Source organism: Paenibacillus sp. NPDC057934 (genome assembly GCF_042887565.1).
In the GTDB taxonomy this organism is placed as follows: Bacteria; Bacillota; Bacilli; order Paenibacillales; family Paenibacillaceae; genus Paenibacillus_AQ.
In genome coordinates this window covers 580,906-601,796 of sequence record NZ_JBHVPB010000003.1, presented here as the reverse complement: position 1 = coordinate 601,796, position 20,891 = coordinate 580,906, and the positions used below count along the sequence as shown (strand labels likewise).

The window sequence follows — 20,891 nt, the reverse complement described above, 5'->3', positions numbered from 1 at the left end:
TCCGGAAGTACACCATCCTTGCTTGATTCGGTAGTAGCACTTTCTAGTTCTGCTAAAACAGCATCTCTACTTACGCTATGGTTAGCTCTCTCTAGTTCCGGAAGTACACCATCCTTGCTTGATTCGGTAGTAGCACCTTCTAGTTCTGCTAAAACAGCATCTCTACTTACGCTATGGTTAGCTCTCTCTAGCCCTGGAAGTACACCATCTCTGCTTGATTCGGTAGTAGCGCTTTCTAGTTCATGTAGCACACCCTCACTACTTGAACCGCTAGCTGCAGTTACTGTCCGGTCAGTTGTTCCTTCACTGTTTGATGAGATCTCTCCAGCCGATGACTGCTGAATAACTCCTTCCATACCACGTTGCATATTGGCTAATGTCGTTCCTGTTTCGTACCCCTCAAATGATCTATCAGCTTTGGCAGTTACAATCTCCTCAGGAGAATTACCACCTCTTTCGACCTGTAGATCTGCTATTTCAATCTCATGAGCCATTCCGTCTGCTTCACTTTCCATATCAATTAGAGCAAATTCTTGCGGTCTAGTTCCTGACATTCCAGCTACATTATCAGCTTCTATTAAGTGATGTGACTGTCCGATTCTATTGTTTGCTCCCAAAATAGCATGACTCATTTCCTCTATGTCCATAGGTCTACTAAAGTCATAGAACTGAGCGTCAGTGAATTCCTCCGTGACACTCTCTCTGAATTGAACGTACATACCGCCTAAAGCCGTCTCCTGAGGCTGTAATACATCTGCCCCCTCGGATCTGCTCGCCAAACTAGATTCCTGATTAATCCCTAGCGTGGTAACCCCTGCTCCTGCCATTTTTATCTGCTCAATAACCGCTGTAGTTCGTAAGGGAAGATCAGACATGAGGAATTCTCCTGATATACTATCTTGCAGAATTTTAGTCATTCCTGCTTCGATGTAATCAACTGCTTTAGAGCCATACATTATCTCCAACAAGCGTACAGCTTTGAGTATTTCAGGAGACTCAGTAATAACTGATTTCATTTGCTCGATAGCCGTAAAACTCTGAACCTCTGATTCCACTTGCTCTGTTGCAAGAAACTCAGTAAACTCTTCCACTTCAGAATCATGACATGTGGTCAGATTCTTTGCTTCTATAATCAGATCGATTAAAGGCTGACCGCCCACGTATACTTCAGAGTTTGTTATAATCTGTATGTCAGCCCCATCCCCATTAATTAAAGTAGCGCCCATGACATGTTCCACCTCAGCGTCATAATCCCTTAGTGGGGTAGCTATAGTGGTTCTCTCCACCTCACCATCCATCATGTCGGCTGTATTCTTAGCACTTGTGAGCCTTACTTCTCCTGCTTCCTTAGTAATATGGGTTGACCATTCGATATCACTTACTTTTGCTTCATATGAGGTTTGAGCTGTACTGTAATAGTCTATTGTTAAACCATTCTTGGTTAAGCTGTTTGCTTCAGTGTCCTGATGTAAAACGTAAGAATCATAGTCCATTTCCACCTTAGCCCACTCAATGAAATCAACCCTACCAATCTCACCACTAAAGCTGTCTGTTTCTGTATATGCAATAAAATGAGCATCCTGTCTTTTATCTACCTGTCCTCTACTAAATGTAAGATCCGCATAGGAACTGCTATCTGCTTGTTCAATGGTCTCCAAGATACCGAACTGTGTGGTATCGTAAGCTATCGTTTCGTCCATTGATGATAGGGTACGGTGACTACCCTCAGCTAAGGTCTTAGAATGGATTGCACCGTTCGTCCCCTTAACCTCCACACTAACTAATTCATTCGATTGAGAACTATTCTCATATGTATCTACGGCAGTTAAGTTGATAGGTTGGGAGTCTATACGGATATCGTAATAAATTACTTCATCTAACAGAGCATCTCTCCTATTCTCTACATTAGTCAAAGTACCGTCTACCTTTCCATCGTAGATGGGTTGCTGCAGGTCTGCCATTTCCGTGCCTTGTAGAGTTATATTAATTATTGTATCTGAATGTATGTAGTCTTGTGATACAGCCAGCAGTACAATCTCAGATTCAATAAGAATTTCGTTATCAATTTTCATATAGTTGTCTACCGTGGTCTCTTGGCTTAGATAGGCAGAAGAGCTTACCAATGACTCTGCTTTTATAAAATCAGCCATATCACTACTTTCAAAGTAGCCTTCCAGGTTACCTCCGTAGGTCTGTTCAATAGTAGCATCATTTACGGTATCTACAATTTTCGTATCTTCCATGCCCGCCAAGACGGATGTATCCACCGACACTAGCCTATGAACATCAACTTCAAATCCTGCAGAAGTACTTTCTACCATGTGATGGTTATTAGAATTGTATACCATATCGGTTATCGCTTCTGTTAAGCCGCCTACCGATGCCTCTTTAATTACCTCTACCCTCTCCGCACTGATGGTTATATGATTACTAACATGGATTTGAGTGTCCGCCAACACACCCCTAGTTACGGACGAGTCCATCATAGAAAGACCAGCATTTTCAATCCGCTCATAGGAAGAATTTTTGAAGATCTCAGCATAACGATTGCTGATTTCTTCAGAATCCTTGATCACAACAGAACCGATTGAATTGTGATCTATGATACTGTCACTAATTTGAGAGTTGAGGTCGGCCTGACTGAGAAGTGAAATTTCACCTTCAAGTAGCTGGCGTAAGATACTTGAGAGAATTGCTCGCCCTTCTTCTGCATCCAACTTGAACTCGAAAAACTCAGGAATTTCTATGATAGTGCCGGTCTTATTTCCTGCAGCATGTTCAAGTTTGTTGGAAGTACCTGTGTTGCTTGATAAAGACATCGTGACTCTATTATCCTCTGCAATCACAATGTTAACGTCATATAATGCACCGATCTCTGTGTCATCAATGATCCCGTTATCCGCTGTCTCCCGTCCGGATTCCATGGGGGTTAACCCAACGTCAATTGTGTTATCTAATCTACGACCTGTTCTCTGCCAATCCGTCCTAGACATTACCACTGTGTCCCCACTAAAGTACCTATGGATGTCGGACAAATAGGATACGATGGACGCTATCGCTATTTCGATTCCAACCCCCTCATACTCTGTCACGTTATCAGCGTTCGTAAGCTTCCCGAATAATCCCGTGGCTGAGTGAGGAACTTTATTAGCGCCTTTCATGGTGTCCTCGATCAAAGTCTTGTACGTAGAATTAACGGGGGCGGTCAGGTGATACCAGTTGTTTGAGTTTATTATCTGCTCTACACCAAATGTAACTTCATAGCCCTTTTTAGAAAAAAGGGCGGTGAAGCTGATTAGGTAAGATTTCTTACCGTTCATCACTCACCGCCACCTCCCTTATTTATGTTTATGCGTTTTTCTTCAGAGTCTCTTTCAAAATACCTAGCCCAATTGGAGCGAATGGGGACATGTTAGCTAGTGTGAACGGGCTGACCGGAGTATCTGCAAGAGTGTAGCGGTAAAGTTGCTTGTACTCGTAAGTAGCAAGAACCTCTTTGCCCAAAGCAGGTGTTTTCCCCTCTAGGAATTTGATCGTCTTCAACTCAGCATCTATGACGTAGTCTGTTCCTAGAACAAGGGTTTCACAGTCAATGATCACGTCCAGTTTATAAGGCGTACCGTCATCCTTCAAGGAAGGGGAATGAGCCAGATGGAAAACTGAATTCACTCCGTCACCTTTACCCAAATCCTCATGATCAGCCGTTTCAATGACTTCCAATTCATCCAACTGAGAGATGTTCTTCGGATGAACCGCATAACACTCATCCAGCTTACCTACAAAACCATCGTTGGGGTGAACAATATACATTGGGGAGATATGGTATTTACCGCTATATACTGATGGATTAAATCTGGATTCGCCTGCATCAACATCCTTGTCGTGAGTAATGAATGCCAGATAGTGCTCCTGGTAATACGTACCACCGATTGATTGTTGAAGCTGTACGCCACGGTTACCATTAGATGTGTGCACGCCGTAATCCACGTAAACAGCACCTAGCTTCATGTCCTTCTTCCACTTAACCTCGTCTGCTTCACGGCAACCAGAGATAATCACGTTGTTCTTACGTGGTGATTTACCTAGCGTGGTTAGCCGGCCGATGTACAACGGTGCGAAGTATGTGTTCTCTGCGCCAGGAGTTGGATCAGGCCGGAAAAACATTGCGATGCGGTCTTTGGTAATGTTGCCCCAATAGTACATCGTGCTATCTCTCTGCCATCCTCTATCAAAATTCTGTAATGGCGTGAAGGACAGTGCTGTAGGCAACGATGGGTAGATGTAGTAGATTGCCGAGTACACTGAGTTCAGCAAGTCCGCACCTTTATCAGGGTCGAAGTTCTTAACCTTGATATCACCGTAGTTCAATGTCTTCGTTCCGGTTGCATTTAGAATCCTGATATAAGAAGCATGTAATTCTGCTCCCGCATCCGGTGCATTTTTAAAGGTTACAGTATTAGTAGTATAATCAACAGTGTAAGAAGTTGCGTCAATCTCCACCTGATTTCTATATAAGCGTACCGTATCTTCCTTGATTGTAGTAACAGTCGGAATTGGGAATACTTTCCTGCTTCCATCTCCATCAGGGAGAATAGATTCAGGGTCACCAATTACTGCTGAGCCGTTAATACCCTGCACGATCCTTTCGCCCCGAACGTCATCAAAAGTGAAAAAGTACATTCGCTTCACTGGCTGTGGTGCAATAGGGGATGGCGAATAGTTAGAGTTGACTCTATCTGTCGCCAATGGGGCTTCCGCAAAGGTGATTGTTCCATTGAATTCATCCAGAACATAATCCGAACTTGGTACTACTAAGCCATTCTTGTAAACGATGACGGAATCCTTAAGTATTGGGAAAACCTTATACTGGTACTTGGTGTTCAGTTTAGTATCCTTGACCAGTTCTCCAAGAACGGAGTTCTGTGAGATGAACTCTTGTTCACCCAAGGCAGGGCTTGTTTTTTTACCATAACCGTATACCATGCCGAAGTTTCGCATTTGATTATCAGAACCTAGTGACCGGAACAAACGAACATCGGCGAACTTTAATCCGTCTGCAGACACTGCACGGTATTTAACAAATGTATCCCAACCCTTGGAGTTTAGCAAAGTTTCAAAGTCTTGTGGGAATAATTGAATCGTAGAATCTCCATCAAACCAACTCACCATACATCACCTCTTGTTTAGAATTGCCCCACCGCAATTAACAGCAGGGCTTGTTTTGTTGAATGGGTCACTCAGGTGTAGGGGTTATCTCCACACCTTCATCATCAACCGTATTGTAGTACAGTCCGATACCCGCAGGTCTGTACTGTGTGCCTGGCTTTTTGGTTAGTGGGGACACCCCTTCAACCAGGAAATAACGGAAAACATCGAACTCATCAGGGCAATGTTCTTTCTTGACTCTAAGCTTGTTGGCGTTAAAGGAAAGAGCCGACAATGCGATAGTGTCTTTTAATGCGCCTCGTACACCTTCTTCAGGATGAATTACGTACAGTTTGGAGGTATGTACCTTCTGACTGTATCTGGATGGGTTGAAAGAATACTTGTAAAGCGGGTTCTCAGCGTTGTTCCAAGCCCGTGGGTAATCTTTCTTTCCATCTACCGAAGAACGAGTTGGTGTGATATCGTTAGCAGGTGCGTTCCAAGACAAGTAATATGCTTGGTAACGAGCACCGAGTTTACCACGGCTGACCATGATATTATCCAATCCATTGGCAGGGTACTTAGGGTAACTTTTCATCAAAGGCATGATATTCTGCTGACGAGTTGCAGTGTTGTCAAAATCATACTCTGCGATCGCCTTTAGTTGGTTATCGAGACTACCAGTAGCTGATACTATAGGCACACTACCTGCAAACATTGCATAGGCGTTGTCACCTTCTTCTACCGCGTCCAATTTACCAAAATAAAAGGGGATGATCGGTACAAGGTTTCCTTCGGGTGCAGGTACGTTGTCACACTGCATAATGAAGAATAAGCTTGTATCCGTTAGATGGCCCTTAATAGAAATTTCAGAATCACTCCACCAGTTGGTGTTCTGAACCGGGTAGTGGATACTTTCATCGTAGTATTTCTCTAGTAGGTTAGTACGGAGTCCTGCTTGGATGATTGGGGATTGCATACGTTCACCCGTAGCCTTTACCACCGTAAATACTGAACTATTATTACTGCTCTCCACCCAAGCTGCTGCCTCTACTTCAATATCCAGTACCGCACGTTTCAACTCACTCGCCGACGTGTTATTCCACGGCAAGCAGATGTCTTTGTTCGCAGGCTTTAGTTCACTCAACTTCTCTACCATGTATATATACAGAGTTTGAGGAGAACGGTACTTTCCAAACTCATTACTCGCCCATTGAGAGAATACCTCAAGTGTCGCTTTATTAGTATTGGAGCTCCCCATATCTGGGGATTTTTTCTCAAACCTCAGTTGACTTAGGCTTTGTTCCCAATTTCCTAGAATTGCCACGCCGAACATCTTATTCTCTTTGTTAGCATAGATAAAATGCTCTGCCACATAAATAGAGATATTGGTTTGGCTAGTACCTGAATAGCCGGGTTTCATAATATTCGCGTCAAACGCTATTTTCTTAAAGTTTGCAACTACGTTCCACCCCGCTGTTGCCAGTAGGTCCCCCAACCTTTGTTGTATATCTGCTTCAGTTACCCGTGGAGTAAATGTTGCAGGAGTCGTGTCGATAAATGGCATTTATATTGCACCCCTTCACTTTTTTCTTTTGGCTGCCCCGCACTACACGGGGCAATTCACCAAATATGTCCAACTACTACCTGAACCCGAAGACGAAGTCATAACTACCTTTATTTGCGTTACACCTCCTACAGGACTGTAGTAAAATCTAAGTGACCCTGTACCTGATACTTCAGTGTTGGTGCTTGCGAGTAGTTGGTTCTGATAGTAAATATCCATCTTATCCGCTACACCAAACATGTCATACGAGACAACTACATTACCGCTCCTACTTCCCATCTCATGCTCTTTCTCTGTACGAGCGCCGCCGCCCGCATCATTGGTCTTACCACACTGCAATGTGTTTGCAGGAGGTGGTGGAGGTGGAGGTGGTACTGGCTTGGCTTTAACTAACACACTTGCTGTTGCTGTCCCTTTCTGACCCACTTCATTCCATACCGTAAAGGTTATCGTGTAAGTACCAGCATGGTTGAAAGTGTAGATTGCGTTATCAACCGAATAGCTTCCTTTATTTACACTACTTGCTGTCTCCCACTTAAAATTAGTGCTAGGAGAGTGCTTGCTATACAGGGATGTAAACCTAATTGATCCACCTTCCTCTATCACCGAGTAATAAGGGTCAATCTGTACGACCAGTGGTGGTGGTGCTGGAGGTAATGGTGGAATTTCTGGTAATGTGTACCCTGCTTTAAGGATCCCTAGTCCCGCAGGTCTGAAAGCTGTCGCGGGTCTTTGGGTTAGCGGCGAGATTCCTTCGACCAAGTAGTAAGAGTATACTTCGTACTTGTTTTCTTCATCGCAGTGGTCTTTTACCGCCTTTAGCTCGTCACCATTCATTATAGTTAAGGGAGATACCAAAATAACGTTTCGCAGTGTTCCAAACGTACCATCTTCAGGGTGAACAAGCAGGGCCCTGGATGAATGTGCCTTATCACTATACCTGGATGGATTAAACTGATACTTGTATTGCGGATTTGTATAGTCATTCCATGCCCTTGGGTGTTTCTGTCCCTTGCTATTCTCTCTAGCAGGCGGCATGATATTCGAAGGTACATTCCAAGATAAGTAATGAGCCTGATATCTTGCACCATACTTGGTGCGCTTTACCATAACGGAGTCTACTCCATTGCTAGGGTAGCTTGGGTATTCTTTCATGATAGGCATAGTAATCTCTTGCTTGATGCTTACGTTATCATAATCCAAATTAGCAGACTGCTTCATTACTGTATCCACTGCTGCGCCCTCTTTATTGTACGCCGTTCCTGAGAACAGAGCTGAAGGTGCATCTCCTGTGGATTTGTTTGTGTTTATGGTGACCTCTAGCCACATCCTAGCGGCTACTGGTTTGTACCCATGAACACCACTGCCGCTGAGTGCTTCTATGGTTACGGAGTTCTTGCCTTCTACGCCAGTAATATCAAACGTACCCATAAACTGCGCATCATGCTTGTTATCAGTAGGTTCAATATCATATTTTGTATTGAATCTGCCAATCTCTTCACCCGCTATGCTCAAGGTAACCGACTCGTCTCCAAAACCACCGTCAGTGTCGCCCATAAGCCAAACCTTCACATTAGAACCGTTGTTCACCATTGGCTTATTGGAAATGATGGTTGATGTTTTCTTGGTCACCCCTTGGAAGTCAAACGTAATTTCCCTATTTGACACCTCTTCAGGCGTACCGCCTATTTCAATGTCACCCATATAAAGTGGAATAGCGGGTACAGCGTTGCTATCCCATACAGGAGCAGTGTCCGCAAGGATTATAAGCATTAATGACTTGCCATCTACGAAACCCTTGACGAACACTTTGCTATCGTCCCACCAGTTCGTGTACTTCACGTCCATGAAATTAAGCTTATCCATGTGTTCAAGTTGCGGTATTCTCGTCCGGGCAGTTACAATTGGAGATTGGTACATCTGAGGGAACTTACCTGTTACCTTGAATTGGAGGGCGTTTGTGTTATCGTCAAGCCCCCACATGCTCGTCTGTACTTCGACGTCCAATGCCAGCCTCTTTAATTCAGCATCCTTATCCCAACCCACAATCATCTTCCCATTTCCGATGTATTTCTCAAGTTGGTAAAAATACAAGGTGTGTCTCTCATAAAGAGCATCATCTGCCGCCTTTTGGATAGCCCATGAGAAAATCCCCATGTCTTGAGGGGTTAGCTGTGTGCCAAAGTCAGCCGCCTTGTCATAAATAGCAAATGGTACTTTGCAGCCCGTCCTGCCTATCTGCTCGTTGACGTGTGCAAGCATTGACATACCGTAGAGATTACCGGATGAATTTCGCAGGATATGATGCTTTGCTACGTAGAAATCAAAAGAGTCTGTAGGTTGTACTGCACTGTAATAGACTGCAAGTTTCCCCGACACACCTTGCTCAAATGTAAGAGTTGTAGTTTCGTCAGGGTTGTTAGTAACAGAGTAATAAGAAGTTGGGCACTCTTCTCCGTTAAGGTAGACATAGTAGTCATCGTTCATAATCTTAGGTAGGTCTATCTCCGGTTTTGAAAGTGGTAGGAATGCCCTCTTGATTGTGGGCTTGGTCAACTTATTAGAATATGAGACCTTAGTAAACTCATCTAACTTAGTCCAACCATTGTTCTCACATATACCTGCAAGACCGTCTAGTAAGTGTTCTTCATTTATCATGGTATCTATCCATGGGGTTGGTTGATAAGAAGTATCTGCCATTTTTCACCTTCTTTCTACTTTAGCGTTTGGTAATTTACCCAAGCAACCTTAGGCTTGCCGCCCTCATTAAAGAACTCAAAATGTAGTTGGGTCCCTTTTTTGCACGGTATAATTGCTGTAAGGTACATTCCCTCTGGCAAGTCTTTCGTGTAAATATTCTTGCAGACCAATTGCTCACCTACGTATAGGTTCCAGTAGTCCCTTGCTTCGTAATTGGACACACCTACCGCAATGGAGAGCAATTCGCAATCCTCTTCGAGAGTCAACTTGTGTTCTGCCTTACCTGCAGACTTAGACTCCATCATGATTCCCTCAATGTACGGATTGGTTTTGGTAGGCATGAAAGGCGGGTCAAGCCTACCTCCGACCAAATAGCTCGCAAAGTTTGCCCCATTAGACATTTACTACACCGCCTTTATATATTCGAGCTCCAGATTCTTAAATAATCCGTTCTCTCTAATAATAGTCCCTCTAACGGTACTGAAAGATGCGATATCTGTTTCCTCTTCTAACTCCGTTGTAATTACGGAAGGATACGTCAACTCTATCAGAAACCCGGATACGATCAGATTATCGTCACGTTGTAATGTCAGGACTTCAATTGTTCCGTTGTCGTAGGTATACACCACGGACGTTACGAGTGTTGTCAATCCTTCCATCTCTCTCCTGACTTCCACATTAATGACGTTAGGCTCTGTTGAACCATCTATGATAGTTAGGTCATCGCCACCCGTATATATCCCTGACTTTTTCATCTCTCGGCGAATCAAGTCAAGTATGGGATAAATTTCATTTGAGTTCACAAAATTTCTATTATCTACAGTATCCACCCCACCTTCTACAGCATTATAAGAAAGAGCAGAGAACAATTAGCGTCTTAGACGTAAGTGCTCTCTGCTCTTATAGGTTATCCAGCTTCGGAAAGGGATTGCCAAGTAAGTTCAAGGTAGTTAAGAATACCATCGGCATTACCTACCAGCCTGTTTCCTTTAACCAAGAAGTAGTCGGCGGTATAAGTCTTGGCATCATATACGTAAACAGAGTCAAGAATCTCAATCAACGGATTTCCTTTGACTACTACGTTTTTGGTTCTCGCCTGGCGCTTATAATCGAAGAAAATCTTGTTGGCTACTTCCTCTTTCAGCCCACGCATTGAAGAACCATCCACTTCCTCAATCCAGTCTAGTTGCGCTCCAGCGGTACGGATATTACCTTTTGTAGCAACTATCAATGACCTGTCGAAGAAGTGCTCCACAATACCTGCTGTTCCTGAAATCATTAAATGGTTTCTAACACGAGAGTAGTCAGTAGAAGATGATACATCCATCAGATTCTCTCCATCGATGAACTCCCACTTCATTCCAGAGACCATTGCCCAATCTGGTGCTTCCAAAAAGTTCATTTTCTCCATTCTGAACGTACCGTACCTGTCGCAGTAAATTCGGTACGGCAAATCTTGAATTAATGAATGCAATGCGTCTGAAGCATTCGTGCCCAATGGAAATGTGACATTTGCTACGAATGGATTCTGCCAACCTCCAACTTTCATGATATCCTTTTGGCTCACCGCCTCGAGTTCACCTGTCTCCGGATTAAACTTCATAAAAGTATTCTTCCCTTTATTTACATCCGTGTAGACCGTATCTTCAATTACATAGTCAGGGCTTGCCAGATCCTCGGCATGTACTTTCCAACTGGTAAATCCAGATGCTACCACAATATCTTCTACGATACTTGATTTAATCCAAGCAAATGCTCCGCCGTCTCCTGCGTACGCTTCTTCTGGCGGGTACTGCATGGGTTTGTAGAAGACAAATTCCTCAAGCATATCAAACCTGTCCACACAGCTAAAAGTGATTGTCTTCTCCGCAGAATTTTCTACAATCTCCCCCTTAATCATGCCAGTGAAGACACGGACGACTTCTTCGCCGTATCCAGCGTATATCCTAATGGGAGTGTACTCGCTAACTACGTGACGTAGTTCTCCTTCCTCATAATAGCTCAGTGGAGACTTGTCTGTTCTAAATGTGTCAGGGAACTCCGGTTTACGCTCCCAAGACGGAGAGTAAATACCAGATGAGTTATTCAGCGTAATTTTAGCGGTACTGATGGCACTGTCGAGGTGAGTATTCACTTCCCAATTCATTACGTCCGCTTCAATGGTGTACATTTCTTCATAAACAAAATCTCCTACCTCATACCACTTCTCCTTGTACGTATCACCAATGGCTGTTGCAAACTGTTCTATAGCATAATCGTTAGACGCATATCTGACGCTATCGAGGTAGATCGTCCCAGCTGTTACGGAAAAGAGAATTCTGCTTTGATAGGGGTAATCGAATGCCGCTCCGCGGATTCCAGTGTTCACCCAGGTATCATTCAAATTCACATAAACATCAATGTCAGTTCTATCGTGACAAACTACTGTATATTCAATGAAATCTTTGGTAGTGTCCAGCGTGTACGTGCCACCGCCCACAGTATAAATTTGGTTATCCTTGATGTTCAGGAGAAATCCCTTAGTACCATCACCGATGACGAGCTTTCCGCTTGTACCCGCTACAGTTTTCAATTTGAAGTTTATGGTAAATGGAAAAGCCTTAATCTTGCCAAGACGTTCAATACCTGCTTCACCGCCGCTAGTAGATATTGCCTGATAGTCACCTTTATCCTTCTGTACAACCGTTCCGTAGGGTGTCCAGTTGTTAGCACTATTCATGCTATCTTCAAAATCCCACAGGGTCTTGGTCTCCACGGTCTGTACATCAAATTCCTTAGCTTTAAGCCACAAAATACCGAACTTGCCCCTTGATGCCTTTGAAGAATTTGCAAACGTAATCTCAACAATATTGTGACCCTTCGGCATGGGTATGGATGGTGGATAAGCAACTCCATTCTTGGCATTGATTCCGTTGATTCGCACCACTTCGTAATCATTCACTTTGACAATTACTACATCATCCATCTCCAGATCTGCGAAGTATGCCCAGCTAAGGTTTCCAGGCTTAAACCAATCATGCTCAAATACCAAGGTCTTGGCCTTTCCTGCTCCACTAGTCCCATTAAATCCGAGAACGTTCATGTGCTTTCCATCGTCAGTAACCATCATTTGAACAGATCCGTCAGTCTTGGTATACTTTTTAACATCTAAGGTTGTTTTCTTGGCGGAAAAATCCTTGAAGTAGGTCTGTGTTGCAGTAGTCTTATTGTACTGGTACGTGACGATTTCCTTTTCTAAACTCGTCTCTCCGATAGAAGTGGGACCAGGACTTCCTTTGCGCTTCTTCCCGTCCCCCCAAGACTTGACCTTAACTACCACAGGCTTTCTACCGAACTTGCGGGCATTCGCTTCTGTATCGTAAAGAATGTCTATTCGATTGCCTTTAATATCTCCGCCCGTATCGTCTGCGAGATATTCACCCCAACTCACGCCGTCAACAATGACTTCTACCACACTTTTCAATGGGATGATAGACGGATCAACGGCAATTATCTTCCAATTATTCCATTTACGAACGTCCGTGCCGCCCTTTGTGATTCCAATACAACCTTTACAAAAAGCAATATAAGCTGTAGCTTCCATATTGTATTCAGCATAGGAAGTGGAAGAATCCTCGATGGTTGTAGCATCCATAATCTCAGTATCTTTAATCATATGTGCAGCCGCTTTCGAAGCCGCCTGAATAGTCTTCTTGCCTCTAAGATAGGGCTCAGGATTCTGTGGAATATTATTAAGACGTACTTCAAAGTGCAAATGAGTACCGTCCCCTCCGCCACTGGATATGGAACGTCCGCTATTACCACCAAGACCAAGAAGCCCGCCTGCTTCGACCTTATCTCCTACGCTAACCTTAATTTTGTTAAGATGGGCATAGCGTGTCTCCCACCCATTCCCATGGTCAAGGTAAACGACTCTTCCATAACCGTTTTGTGTACTGGCTGTCCTAACTGTACCTGTCCAGACGGCGTAAACAGGGTCATTCATTGCAAGGTCAAGGTCAATCCCTTTGTGTCGCTTGCGGGAGCATCGCGGGTCAGTATCAATCCAGTCCGTGATTCGTATCCCGTTTACATGAAGTGCGTCGTTTTTGTTGCCACTCATAGTAGAGCTGTTTTTTATCGGCATAGAGAAGGAGACATTACGGAGTTCTGTTTTGGTCTCGATCGGTTTAGGATCAGGATTCTCTTCACCAGAGCCCTCTTTGTAGTCTGTAAGCTTTTCTGCTTTGTCGATGGACAAAAGATCGCTGACGGCACTGTCGTACACATATTGTACTGCGTCGTACTTTCTACGAAATCCCCGTACGTAAGAGGTTTTGTCCAACTCTACAATCACCTTCGGCTCATTTCCTAGCGCATTTACACGCTCCATGATGCCTTGCAATAATTGTTTTGAAGGGTAATTAACGTTAGATACATAAGCCACTACACCCACCCGCCTTATCTATATTTCTCTGTAATCCACTCGATGAATCTGCACAGATAAGTTACGGCTTCCGCTCTAGTAATACATGCTTCCGGTTCAAACTTATCATCAGAGTAAAGAGGGAACACATAGCAACCATCATGATATTTCTCATCTAGCAGGGTGAGCACGTCATTCTTGTACCAGTTCCCTTCGATATCTGCTCTGTCTACAATATACCGCTGCGGAGCGGCATTATAGGCGAACCTGCGGTCTGTGTAACGATTGTGCAGATTTTCGTATAATCGACTCATGAGTGCAAAGAAGTCTCCGCGGCGAATACGAACATCACCAAAGAACCTGTCGTTATAAGTTACCCGTCCCGATTCTACGATCACCGTCTCACTTGTACGTCGATTAACTCCTTTTATCTTAGCGTTGTAACCAATGACGGCAGGAAAACCGTTGTACATGTACGGTAGGTATACTTCCCCTTTATGGATTACGAACACATTCCTTTGGAAGCCTATGGCGTTTCTGATTACCACCCCTGGATCGCTACCCGCACCAACATTGACAAACATCCTTTTAAGCTTCACACCTAGTACCGTACAAGATTCTGGGGGATTACTTAAACTGAATGTGTATGTAGTCGCATTCTTCAAGGTAGCGTGTGGCATCCGGTAATTACCCACTGCGTTATAAGGTGTATACATACACCCTATATTTTTCTTATCAGGGATCCCGTAAGCTACGCATACTACCTCAATGCCCGCAGACATGGGATTAGACATGGTAACCTTACCATTTTCAATCTTTTCAGGAATCACCTCCACACCATTAACTATCACGAACATAGGGTTTTCCGCATGGTATTTGTAGTCAGGCACAAGAAAATCCAATTGGCCACTTACGGTTACGAATCGTTTAACCATACGTTCATAACCTGTCTTGAAAACGTTATAGGTCATCCCGCTCAGAACATCTGTATCACCTGTCCCGTCAGTCTTCAATCTTGTCATTTCAAGGGTATCGCGGTAGAACCAATCCAGCGGGTCAACGTCAATCCACCGTTTCATCTTAGAACCCCCTCATCAGTTTATCTACATATCTATAAGTCCGCATAAGTAATGTTACAGACTCTGCTCGCGTTGCGGCATCATCCGGACGGAAGTATAGAACCGATTCCCCATCTGCGTCCCAATTCGTTGCAACAATCCCTAGTTGTTGCATTTCATCAACGTACTGTCGTGCCCAGTGGTTATCGATGTCAATGAACTCAGTCATGTACTTGTACTCGAATTCCTGCTTACGGACAAGCGACATCCCTATAGTCACGATATACTTGGATTCCATCTCAGCTGTCTTGATATCAGGCTCACCTGTCACGATACCAACGTAAATGGTCCCCTTCTCATCATAGTATTTATGCTGGGAGCCAATGTACTGAAGCCAATCAGCATACTCTTTTTTAGAGTAAAACAGAAGGGTTAGTGAAGCACTGTAGTGGGATGTTCCACTCTGAATAAGCCCCGCTGAAGATGCTAGGGTTTGATTGACATGGGTCTTCAAAGCAGGTGTCGGAGGTTTATACTCCTTAATCAGCCGTGCCTTGACTTCAGTAAACTGCTTTCCGTTATCGTAGAATAGCTTTTTCTTGTATACAGAGTCCTCTGAGAAGAGGTTATTTTGTTGTGTCATGATCGTACCTCCCTAAAAAAGATAACTCCCTATCTCATTATAAGACAGGGAGCTGGATTACTAACTGCGGTAGTTGCGTGGATGCATAGCCTGTTGGCTACGAAGTCCCCCCACACGACCTACCGATAAGCCTTGGCCGATAGACTGACCGACTTGACTCAATTGGCTGGCTGTCATACCGTTGGTTACGTTGGGAAGCGTGATGTTTACGGTTACGTCCCCATTACCTATGGTTGTGGTATTGTGCGTGCCGCCACGGGTAAGGTACTCATAGCGTGTCATTGCACTTACCCCATCAGGCATGTTAAAAGTACCTGCAGTAGATTTCATCTCATCCAAGATTCCTAGTTGAGTCTGTAGCGACTGTTTCTGCAATTCACGAATTTCTGCATTAATTTTGTTAGCCTCGTCCGCAGTAGCAGAAGGAAGCTGCTCTCTTTGCTTTCTAATCTCTTGAGAGATTTCTGACACTTCGGCTTTCGCGTTAGCTATGCGCTTGTTTCTCAGAATCGAAGAAGAATCGTCAGGGTTGCCAGCCTTAAGCTTGAGAGCTAACAAATCATTCTCCCGGTTAGAATTGTTCTCCTGAATCTTCGCTCTTCCGATACCGATAGAAGCAAGATTGTATTCCTTAATCCTTGCTTGTTCGCTAGCGATGCTGTTCTGTAGCTGTAGAACCTGCAGCTCTTGTTCAGTGGAGAGATCTCCCAAGGCTTCGATTGCCTTAAGATTTTTCAGTTCAGTCTTCATAGAAGAGATTTTGTTCAAAGTAATCTTCTTCATGGTATCCAGATAGGCTTGCGACCCGTTGTCCATGTTATACGCGGCCGCCAGCTCCTTGGCCTGGGCTAAAAGGTCGATTTTCGATAGACTGTTGGTGACCTTCTTCACCTTGCTCTCGTAGGTTTCTTGACGGGTATTGAACTCTTCCTGTTTATTTTTAGCCTCGCCGTCCTTGGCTATCTTATCCCGTTCTGCTGTAAGGTCATCCACCGTTTTCTTAGCGTTGGCGTACTCTTCGGAACTTGGGTCAGCCTTATCCATAATTTCTTTGGCGTTGGCAATGTACTTATCAATGATGGCTAATTCATTATTCAAGACCTCATGCAAGGCAGCTGTCTGATTCTTACGCATTTGAATATACTCATCCGAGTCGGTTTTCATGCCGCCTAGTAAAGCATCGAGCGTAGCAATTTTGTTACTATCCTCCGTCTCCTGCATCTTGTTAGAAATGCGTTGGATTATAGTATTGGCATCAACGGAAGGATCCTTAGCTTCTCCTGACTTGTACTTCTTCTCGTAAGCCTCCTTGGCAATCCGCCCCATTCGCTCTTCGTCGGCCTGTCTAAGCTGATCTTCCTCATATTGCTGGTTGATGGCTTTTTGTCTCAGCGCCTCCGTTTCTTTGCCGCGGCCCGAATTTTTGTTAAACTCTGCGACAGATTCCTCAACAGTAGGACCGCCGTTTTTCTCACGATCCATCATCCACTTAGCAAAGCCTTCTTGACTACCGTTGTATTTGAAATACTTCATCATTTCTCCATACAAACCCATATCGTCAAGAGAGGCTCCTTCTCCAGTCATCACCTTCCACAATCCAGTAAATGGATTGCCTGAGGCTTCAAAAGCTCCAAAGCGAGACGGTGTCCCACCAGCTTTTTCGACAATAAAGTTTAGGGCGCTATTGACTACACCCACCGTTGTATTTCTAATATTAGACCATGAGCTTACGCCTTCTGAGAGTCCTTTGATGTCATTCCCCATTGCCGTTAGATCGCTATCCCTATCGTCGGCTTGGGCTAACCACCTCTGGTTGTCCTTAAACGTCATAGACTCAGTTAACCCTTTAGCAGCTTCTCCCAAAGCGATTGCTGCGACTATCTCCAAGCCCATTTTAGCGATACCGCCCGCCAAGTTCTTAATTGAAGATAGCGCACCTCTACCCAGGTCTGAAACATCCTTCAAGAACTGCTTGAATCCATTCTTAAGAGATGCCGTACTGGACATTCCAGAATTCATTCCGCGAACTGCATGGGAAAGACTTCCGTAGATTGGCGTTGCTTGACGTGCTGCTTGAGCGGCCTGTCTTTGACTTTTTTCATAGTCTTTCATTGCACTGGATAGCTTCGTAAAACTATTAATAGGAGGTAATCCGTTACGTTGACGATCAACCAAATGGTTTTCGAAGCCTTGAAACTCACTTTGAGACATGCTGGACATTTTATCGGTCAGGGAAGAGTAACTTTGATAGCGAGTCCTGAAATTGTTGAACTCTCCTTGGTTGCCTGTACTGTAGTTCAGCGTGTTAAGGAAGTGAGGATTAATTACGCTGGCCAACTCAGGCCTAGTGCTTAAACGGTTGTGATACTGCTTGGTGCGCTCAAATTTTTCAGTATCCGTAAGAGCTTTGCGTTGTTCCCAATTCTTCGCTTCATCCATCGTTGTAAACAACGTTGGCAGGTCTTTAGCTACAATCCCCTTCTCTGTTAGATAGTTCTTAAAGTGGTCTTGCTGCTTATCCGTCATCCCATTCAAGTCACGTACATAACGCTCAAGTAACGGGTCTTTCTGCATTGCGCCTATCTGCTTGCGACTCATGTTCTTGATGCTGTCGTCCACACTCAAACCAGCGACTCTACTACGGAATCCTGTACGTTGTTTTTCTCTCTCAACTTCAGGACCTACCTTGCCTATCCCCCATTTTATTCCTTTAAGCATCATCATACCGATTAGTGCGCTGGACATTATGTCACCCAGTGATGCGAACAGCTGAGCGTTTTTAGCTACGTTGTCAGCCATATTAATAAGAGCATAGGAGACTTTGTTGATAGCAGGTGTCATCTCTTGAATCAGTGAATCGAATGCTATAGTATAACTTTGTTTAGCTCGGTTTGTATTTACCAAAGGATTATTCAAAGAGGACTTAATCAGTTGGTCATACTGCTCTTTATCAGTGACACCAGATACCTTAACAAAGGTGTTCATGATTTCGTGCATGGTTGCCGCACCTTTTGATGACTGATAAGTACCAAATATCGTATCGTATGTGTTACGTTTGGTCAGGTCATTAGCCCCCGACAACTTCTGGGCAAGTGACTTGAATAATTCGTTTGCCGGCACCAGTAGTTTAGCTCCGGACTCAGTCATTGAGGCCAATCCAAGATCTTGCAGCTTCTTCATCGCTTCAGGAGACTGCATTCTGTTGGCTACAGCGGCATCGTCCTTACCATAGTAAGGGTCAGCCCCTGATCCATCCGGTTTAGTTTTTGTGTTATCAGACTGTAGTCTATTCAAGATACTATTGTAAAAGTTTCCGATGTTTGCTCCTTCGAGGGCCTTTGTTTGCATGGATGTACCAGCCAAGACGATTGCTGTTTCAGGGTCACCATTGGAGTTAGACTTAGCAGAATCAGAACGCTTTGTGGCTTCAATCAACTTTTCAACGCTTGCTTTAGTCATGTTGGATACAGCCGCAAGTGGTCGGGCAACCTTCTCTTCCATATCAGCCATTTCCAAGCCAAACTGAGCCTGTATATTCTCAAGTCCATTGGCGATTTTGAGAGGATTACTTCCGGGGTCAACAGACTGAAGTTGAGAGGTTAATTGCACAAATTTCTTAATTTCAACAGGATCAGAAAGAAAATTAGAACCCATTCCACCGACCTTGTAAAGATCATAGTAATTATTCCCATACAAAATGGATTGTTGCCTAATAAATGTCTGAAGTTCGTTTACAGCATTCGCTACTCCTACCATATTGGGGCTGGCCAAAGGATTACCATGAGAATCCCTGTTATATTCATCCTTCCGCTTCAAGTTCTGGGTCATTTTAACCTGTTCGATTTGGACGTTCTTAAATATCTCCGCCCCTTGTTTCATTATCGCCGTGGGGTCACGAACGATATTGCTCGGCACGATGCGTCGGATTGTATTGGTAACAGCGTCAAACAAACCATTGCTACTGCTTGAATTAGGAGGAATTGCACTCTCGTTGGACGTAGGTGTAGAAGCACTTGTATCCTTACTCTGCCCTCCATTAGCTTTAACGATTGTTCTTTGCCCTGTCAGGTCAAGGTCGCCTGCGTTACGAATCTGAGCATTACGGTTCAAGCCCCCTGGTCTCGACTGGATATCATTAATCTCTTGAATGATTGACTGCACCCGAACATCCACTTGCTCACGAATTTTCTTAATAAGAGCATTGTTGATACGATTAATCTGATTGGCAAGATGCAGCTTCAGCTTAGGTTCAGGAGTGAATTCCACGCCATTGATAGACCTTACTACATCAGAAATTTCTTCGGTAATGCTATTTCTCATTTTCTTGTCAATGGTCTTCGTCACTTTCTCAAGTTGATCCTTGAGTTCAGAGCCGCGCACCGAACCTATATCGACAGGGCCTAGTTTGTTCAACTGCTCTACGGAAGTATCCAGCTCCTGCGCAATGATACTTTTGAGCTTCATACTCAGGTCGCCAATGGGGTTTTCCGCCTTACCTGCAATCGCCCCATTGATACCTTCAACCGTTCTGTTTACATACTGTTTCAGGTTGTTCTCTATTTCTTTGGGAATCCTTTTGACACTGGAATAAACATCCAAACCGCCTATTTCTGGAATATCAATATTAAGGGCTTTTAGAAGCTTTCCTTTCACTTCTTTTACAACTTTACTTAAGTCTGCTTTAGTGATTTTCAGGTCACTTGCTTCAGCAATGTTAGGATTGGCAAGCTTGTGAAGGACCTCACTCTTTATTTTGTTGACAAAAGCCATTACCGTCTCTTTACCTACAGTAATTTGTAAACCTTCCAAAGCTTCGGGTTTAATCAGATTAGCACTGTGGCTTTGAATAGCATTGACAAGATTGCTAATTTGCAACTTGATGACTCCGGCCACTTCTTTGTTAATCTCATTAAAGCCTTCGGTACTCATGGGAAGCTTCTGACCACTTGCATAGTTAGGATCAATTTCGATATTCATGTTGCGAGCATACTTACGCAATTCTTGATTGATCTCATTCTCTACCTTACCGAGTACATCTCTAATAGTCTCGCGTTTGATGGTTAACCCTGCCGAACCCAGTTGCTGCATGACAATACCATTACTCGAAATAAGATTGTTGAGTTCATTGGTCAGCGATTGACGAAGATTTCCGCCAGACCCGCGTGAGACTTGTGTCTGCAAGCCAGAAAGTGACGACTTCATTGCGTTAATACGTTGGTATATCCTCCCAAATCTAGCATCGAGAGTTTCCATCTCCTGCCCGAATCGAGTCATGTTCTCTATGGACTTCTGAAATTCTAAAATCACATCTGACTGAATGTTGTTCACGATATCACCTGCCCTAATAAAATAAAACTCCTGCCCCTCCCTAGA

Annotated in this window: 10 protein-coding genes; all 10 read right to left on the bottom strand. The window is 44.0% G+C overall.

What is annotated here, in order from left to right; all coding sequences use genetic code 11:
* On the bottom strand, window positions 1-3,320 hold a 3,320-nt coding region (locus ACFVRY_RS09975; protein WP_387499694.1), incomplete at its 3' end, for a hypothetical protein.
* Window positions 3,321-3,348: 28 nt separating this feature from the next.
* Complete coding sequence (locus tag ACFVRY_RS09970) at window positions 3,349-5,169, bottom strand: hypothetical protein (protein WP_387499692.1); 1,821 nt, start codon at window positions 5,167-5,169, stop codon at window positions 3,349-3,351.
* Between the two features lie 64 nt (window positions 5,170-5,233).
* Window positions 5,234-6,712, bottom strand: coding sequence for a hypothetical protein (locus tag ACFVRY_RS09965; protein ID WP_387499690.1), 1,479 nt, complete (start codon window positions 6,710-6,712; stop codon window positions 5,234-5,236).
* 42 nt (window positions 6,713-6,754) lie between these two features.
* Window positions 6,755-9,412 carry a PKD domain-containing protein gene (locus ACFVRY_RS09960; RefSeq protein WP_387499688.1) on the bottom strand — a complete coding sequence of 886 codons (2,658 nt, stop codon included), beginning with the start codon at window positions 9,410-9,412 and terminating at the stop codon, window positions 6,755-6,757.
* Between the two features lie 14 nt (window positions 9,413-9,426).
* Window positions 9,427-9,813: a Low copy number virion structural protein gene (locus ACFVRY_RS09955; RefSeq protein WP_066373793.1), complete on the bottom strand. Its 387-nt coding sequence runs from the start codon at window positions 9,811-9,813 to the stop codon at window positions 9,427-9,429.
* A 3-nt stretch (window positions 9,814-9,816) separates the two neighbouring features.
* Window positions 9,817-10,071: a hypothetical protein gene (locus ACFVRY_RS09950; RefSeq protein WP_286155052.1), complete on the bottom strand. Its 255-nt coding sequence runs from the start codon at window positions 10,069-10,071 to the stop codon at window positions 9,817-9,819.
* A 248-nt stretch (window positions 10,072-10,319) separates the two neighbouring features.
* The gene (locus ACFVRY_RS09945) at window positions 10,320-13,838 is read right to left on the bottom strand and encodes a peptidoglycan DD-metalloendopeptidase family protein (protein ID WP_387499685.1); all 3,519 of its coding nucleotides are present in this window, start codon (window positions 13,836-13,838) and stop codon (window positions 10,320-10,322) included.
* Between the two features lie 14 nt (window positions 13,839-13,852).
* The gene (locus ACFVRY_RS09940; RefSeq protein WP_387499683.1) at window positions 13,853-14,896 is read right to left on the bottom strand and encodes a hypothetical protein; all 1,044 of its coding nucleotides are present in this window, start codon (window positions 14,894-14,896) and stop codon (window positions 13,853-13,855) included.
* A gap of 1 nt (window position 14,897) precedes the next feature.
* Window positions 14,898-15,518 carry an S-layer homology domain-containing protein gene (locus ACFVRY_RS09935; RefSeq protein WP_387499681.1) on the bottom strand — a complete coding sequence of 207 codons (621 nt, stop codon included), beginning with the start codon at window positions 15,516-15,518 and terminating at the stop codon, window positions 14,898-14,900.
* A gap of 60 nt (window positions 15,519-15,578) precedes the next feature.
* Entirely contained in the window at window positions 15,579-20,846 is a 5,268-nt protein-coding gene (locus tag ACFVRY_RS09930) for a hypothetical protein (protein WP_387499679.1), read from the bottom strand.
* Window positions 20,847-20,891: the final 45 nt, after the last annotated feature.

What these genes read in the sequence shown, in the direction of transcription:
- ACFVRY_RS09955 (WP_066373793.1), bottom strand. Translation starts at nt 9,813, where the DNA reads ATGTCTAATGGGGCAAACTTTGCGAGCTATTTGGTCGGAGGTAGGCTT.
- ACFVRY_RS09970 (WP_387499692.1), bottom strand. Translation starts at nt 5,169, where the DNA reads ATGGTGAGTTGGTTTGATGGAGATTCTACGATTCAATTATTCCCACAA.
- ACFVRY_RS09935 (WP_387499681.1), bottom strand. Translation starts at nt 15,518, where the DNA reads ATGACACAACAAAATAACCTCTTCTCAGAGGACTCTGTATACAAGAAA.
- ACFVRY_RS09965 (WP_387499690.1), bottom strand. Translation starts at nt 6,712, where the DNA reads ATGCCATTTATCGACACGACTCCTGCAACATTTACTCCACGGGTAACT.
- ACFVRY_RS09960 (WP_387499688.1), bottom strand. Translation starts at nt 9,412, where the DNA reads ATGGCAGATACTTCTTATCAACCAACCCCATGGATAGATACCATGATA.
- ACFVRY_RS09950 (WP_286155052.1), bottom strand. Translation starts at nt 10,071, where the DNA reads ATGGAAGGATTGACAACACTCGTAACGTCCGTGGTGTATACCTACGAC.
- ACFVRY_RS09940 (WP_387499683.1), bottom strand. Translation starts at nt 14,896, where the DNA reads ATGAAACGGTGGATTGACGTTGACCCGCTGGATTGGTTCTACCGCGAT.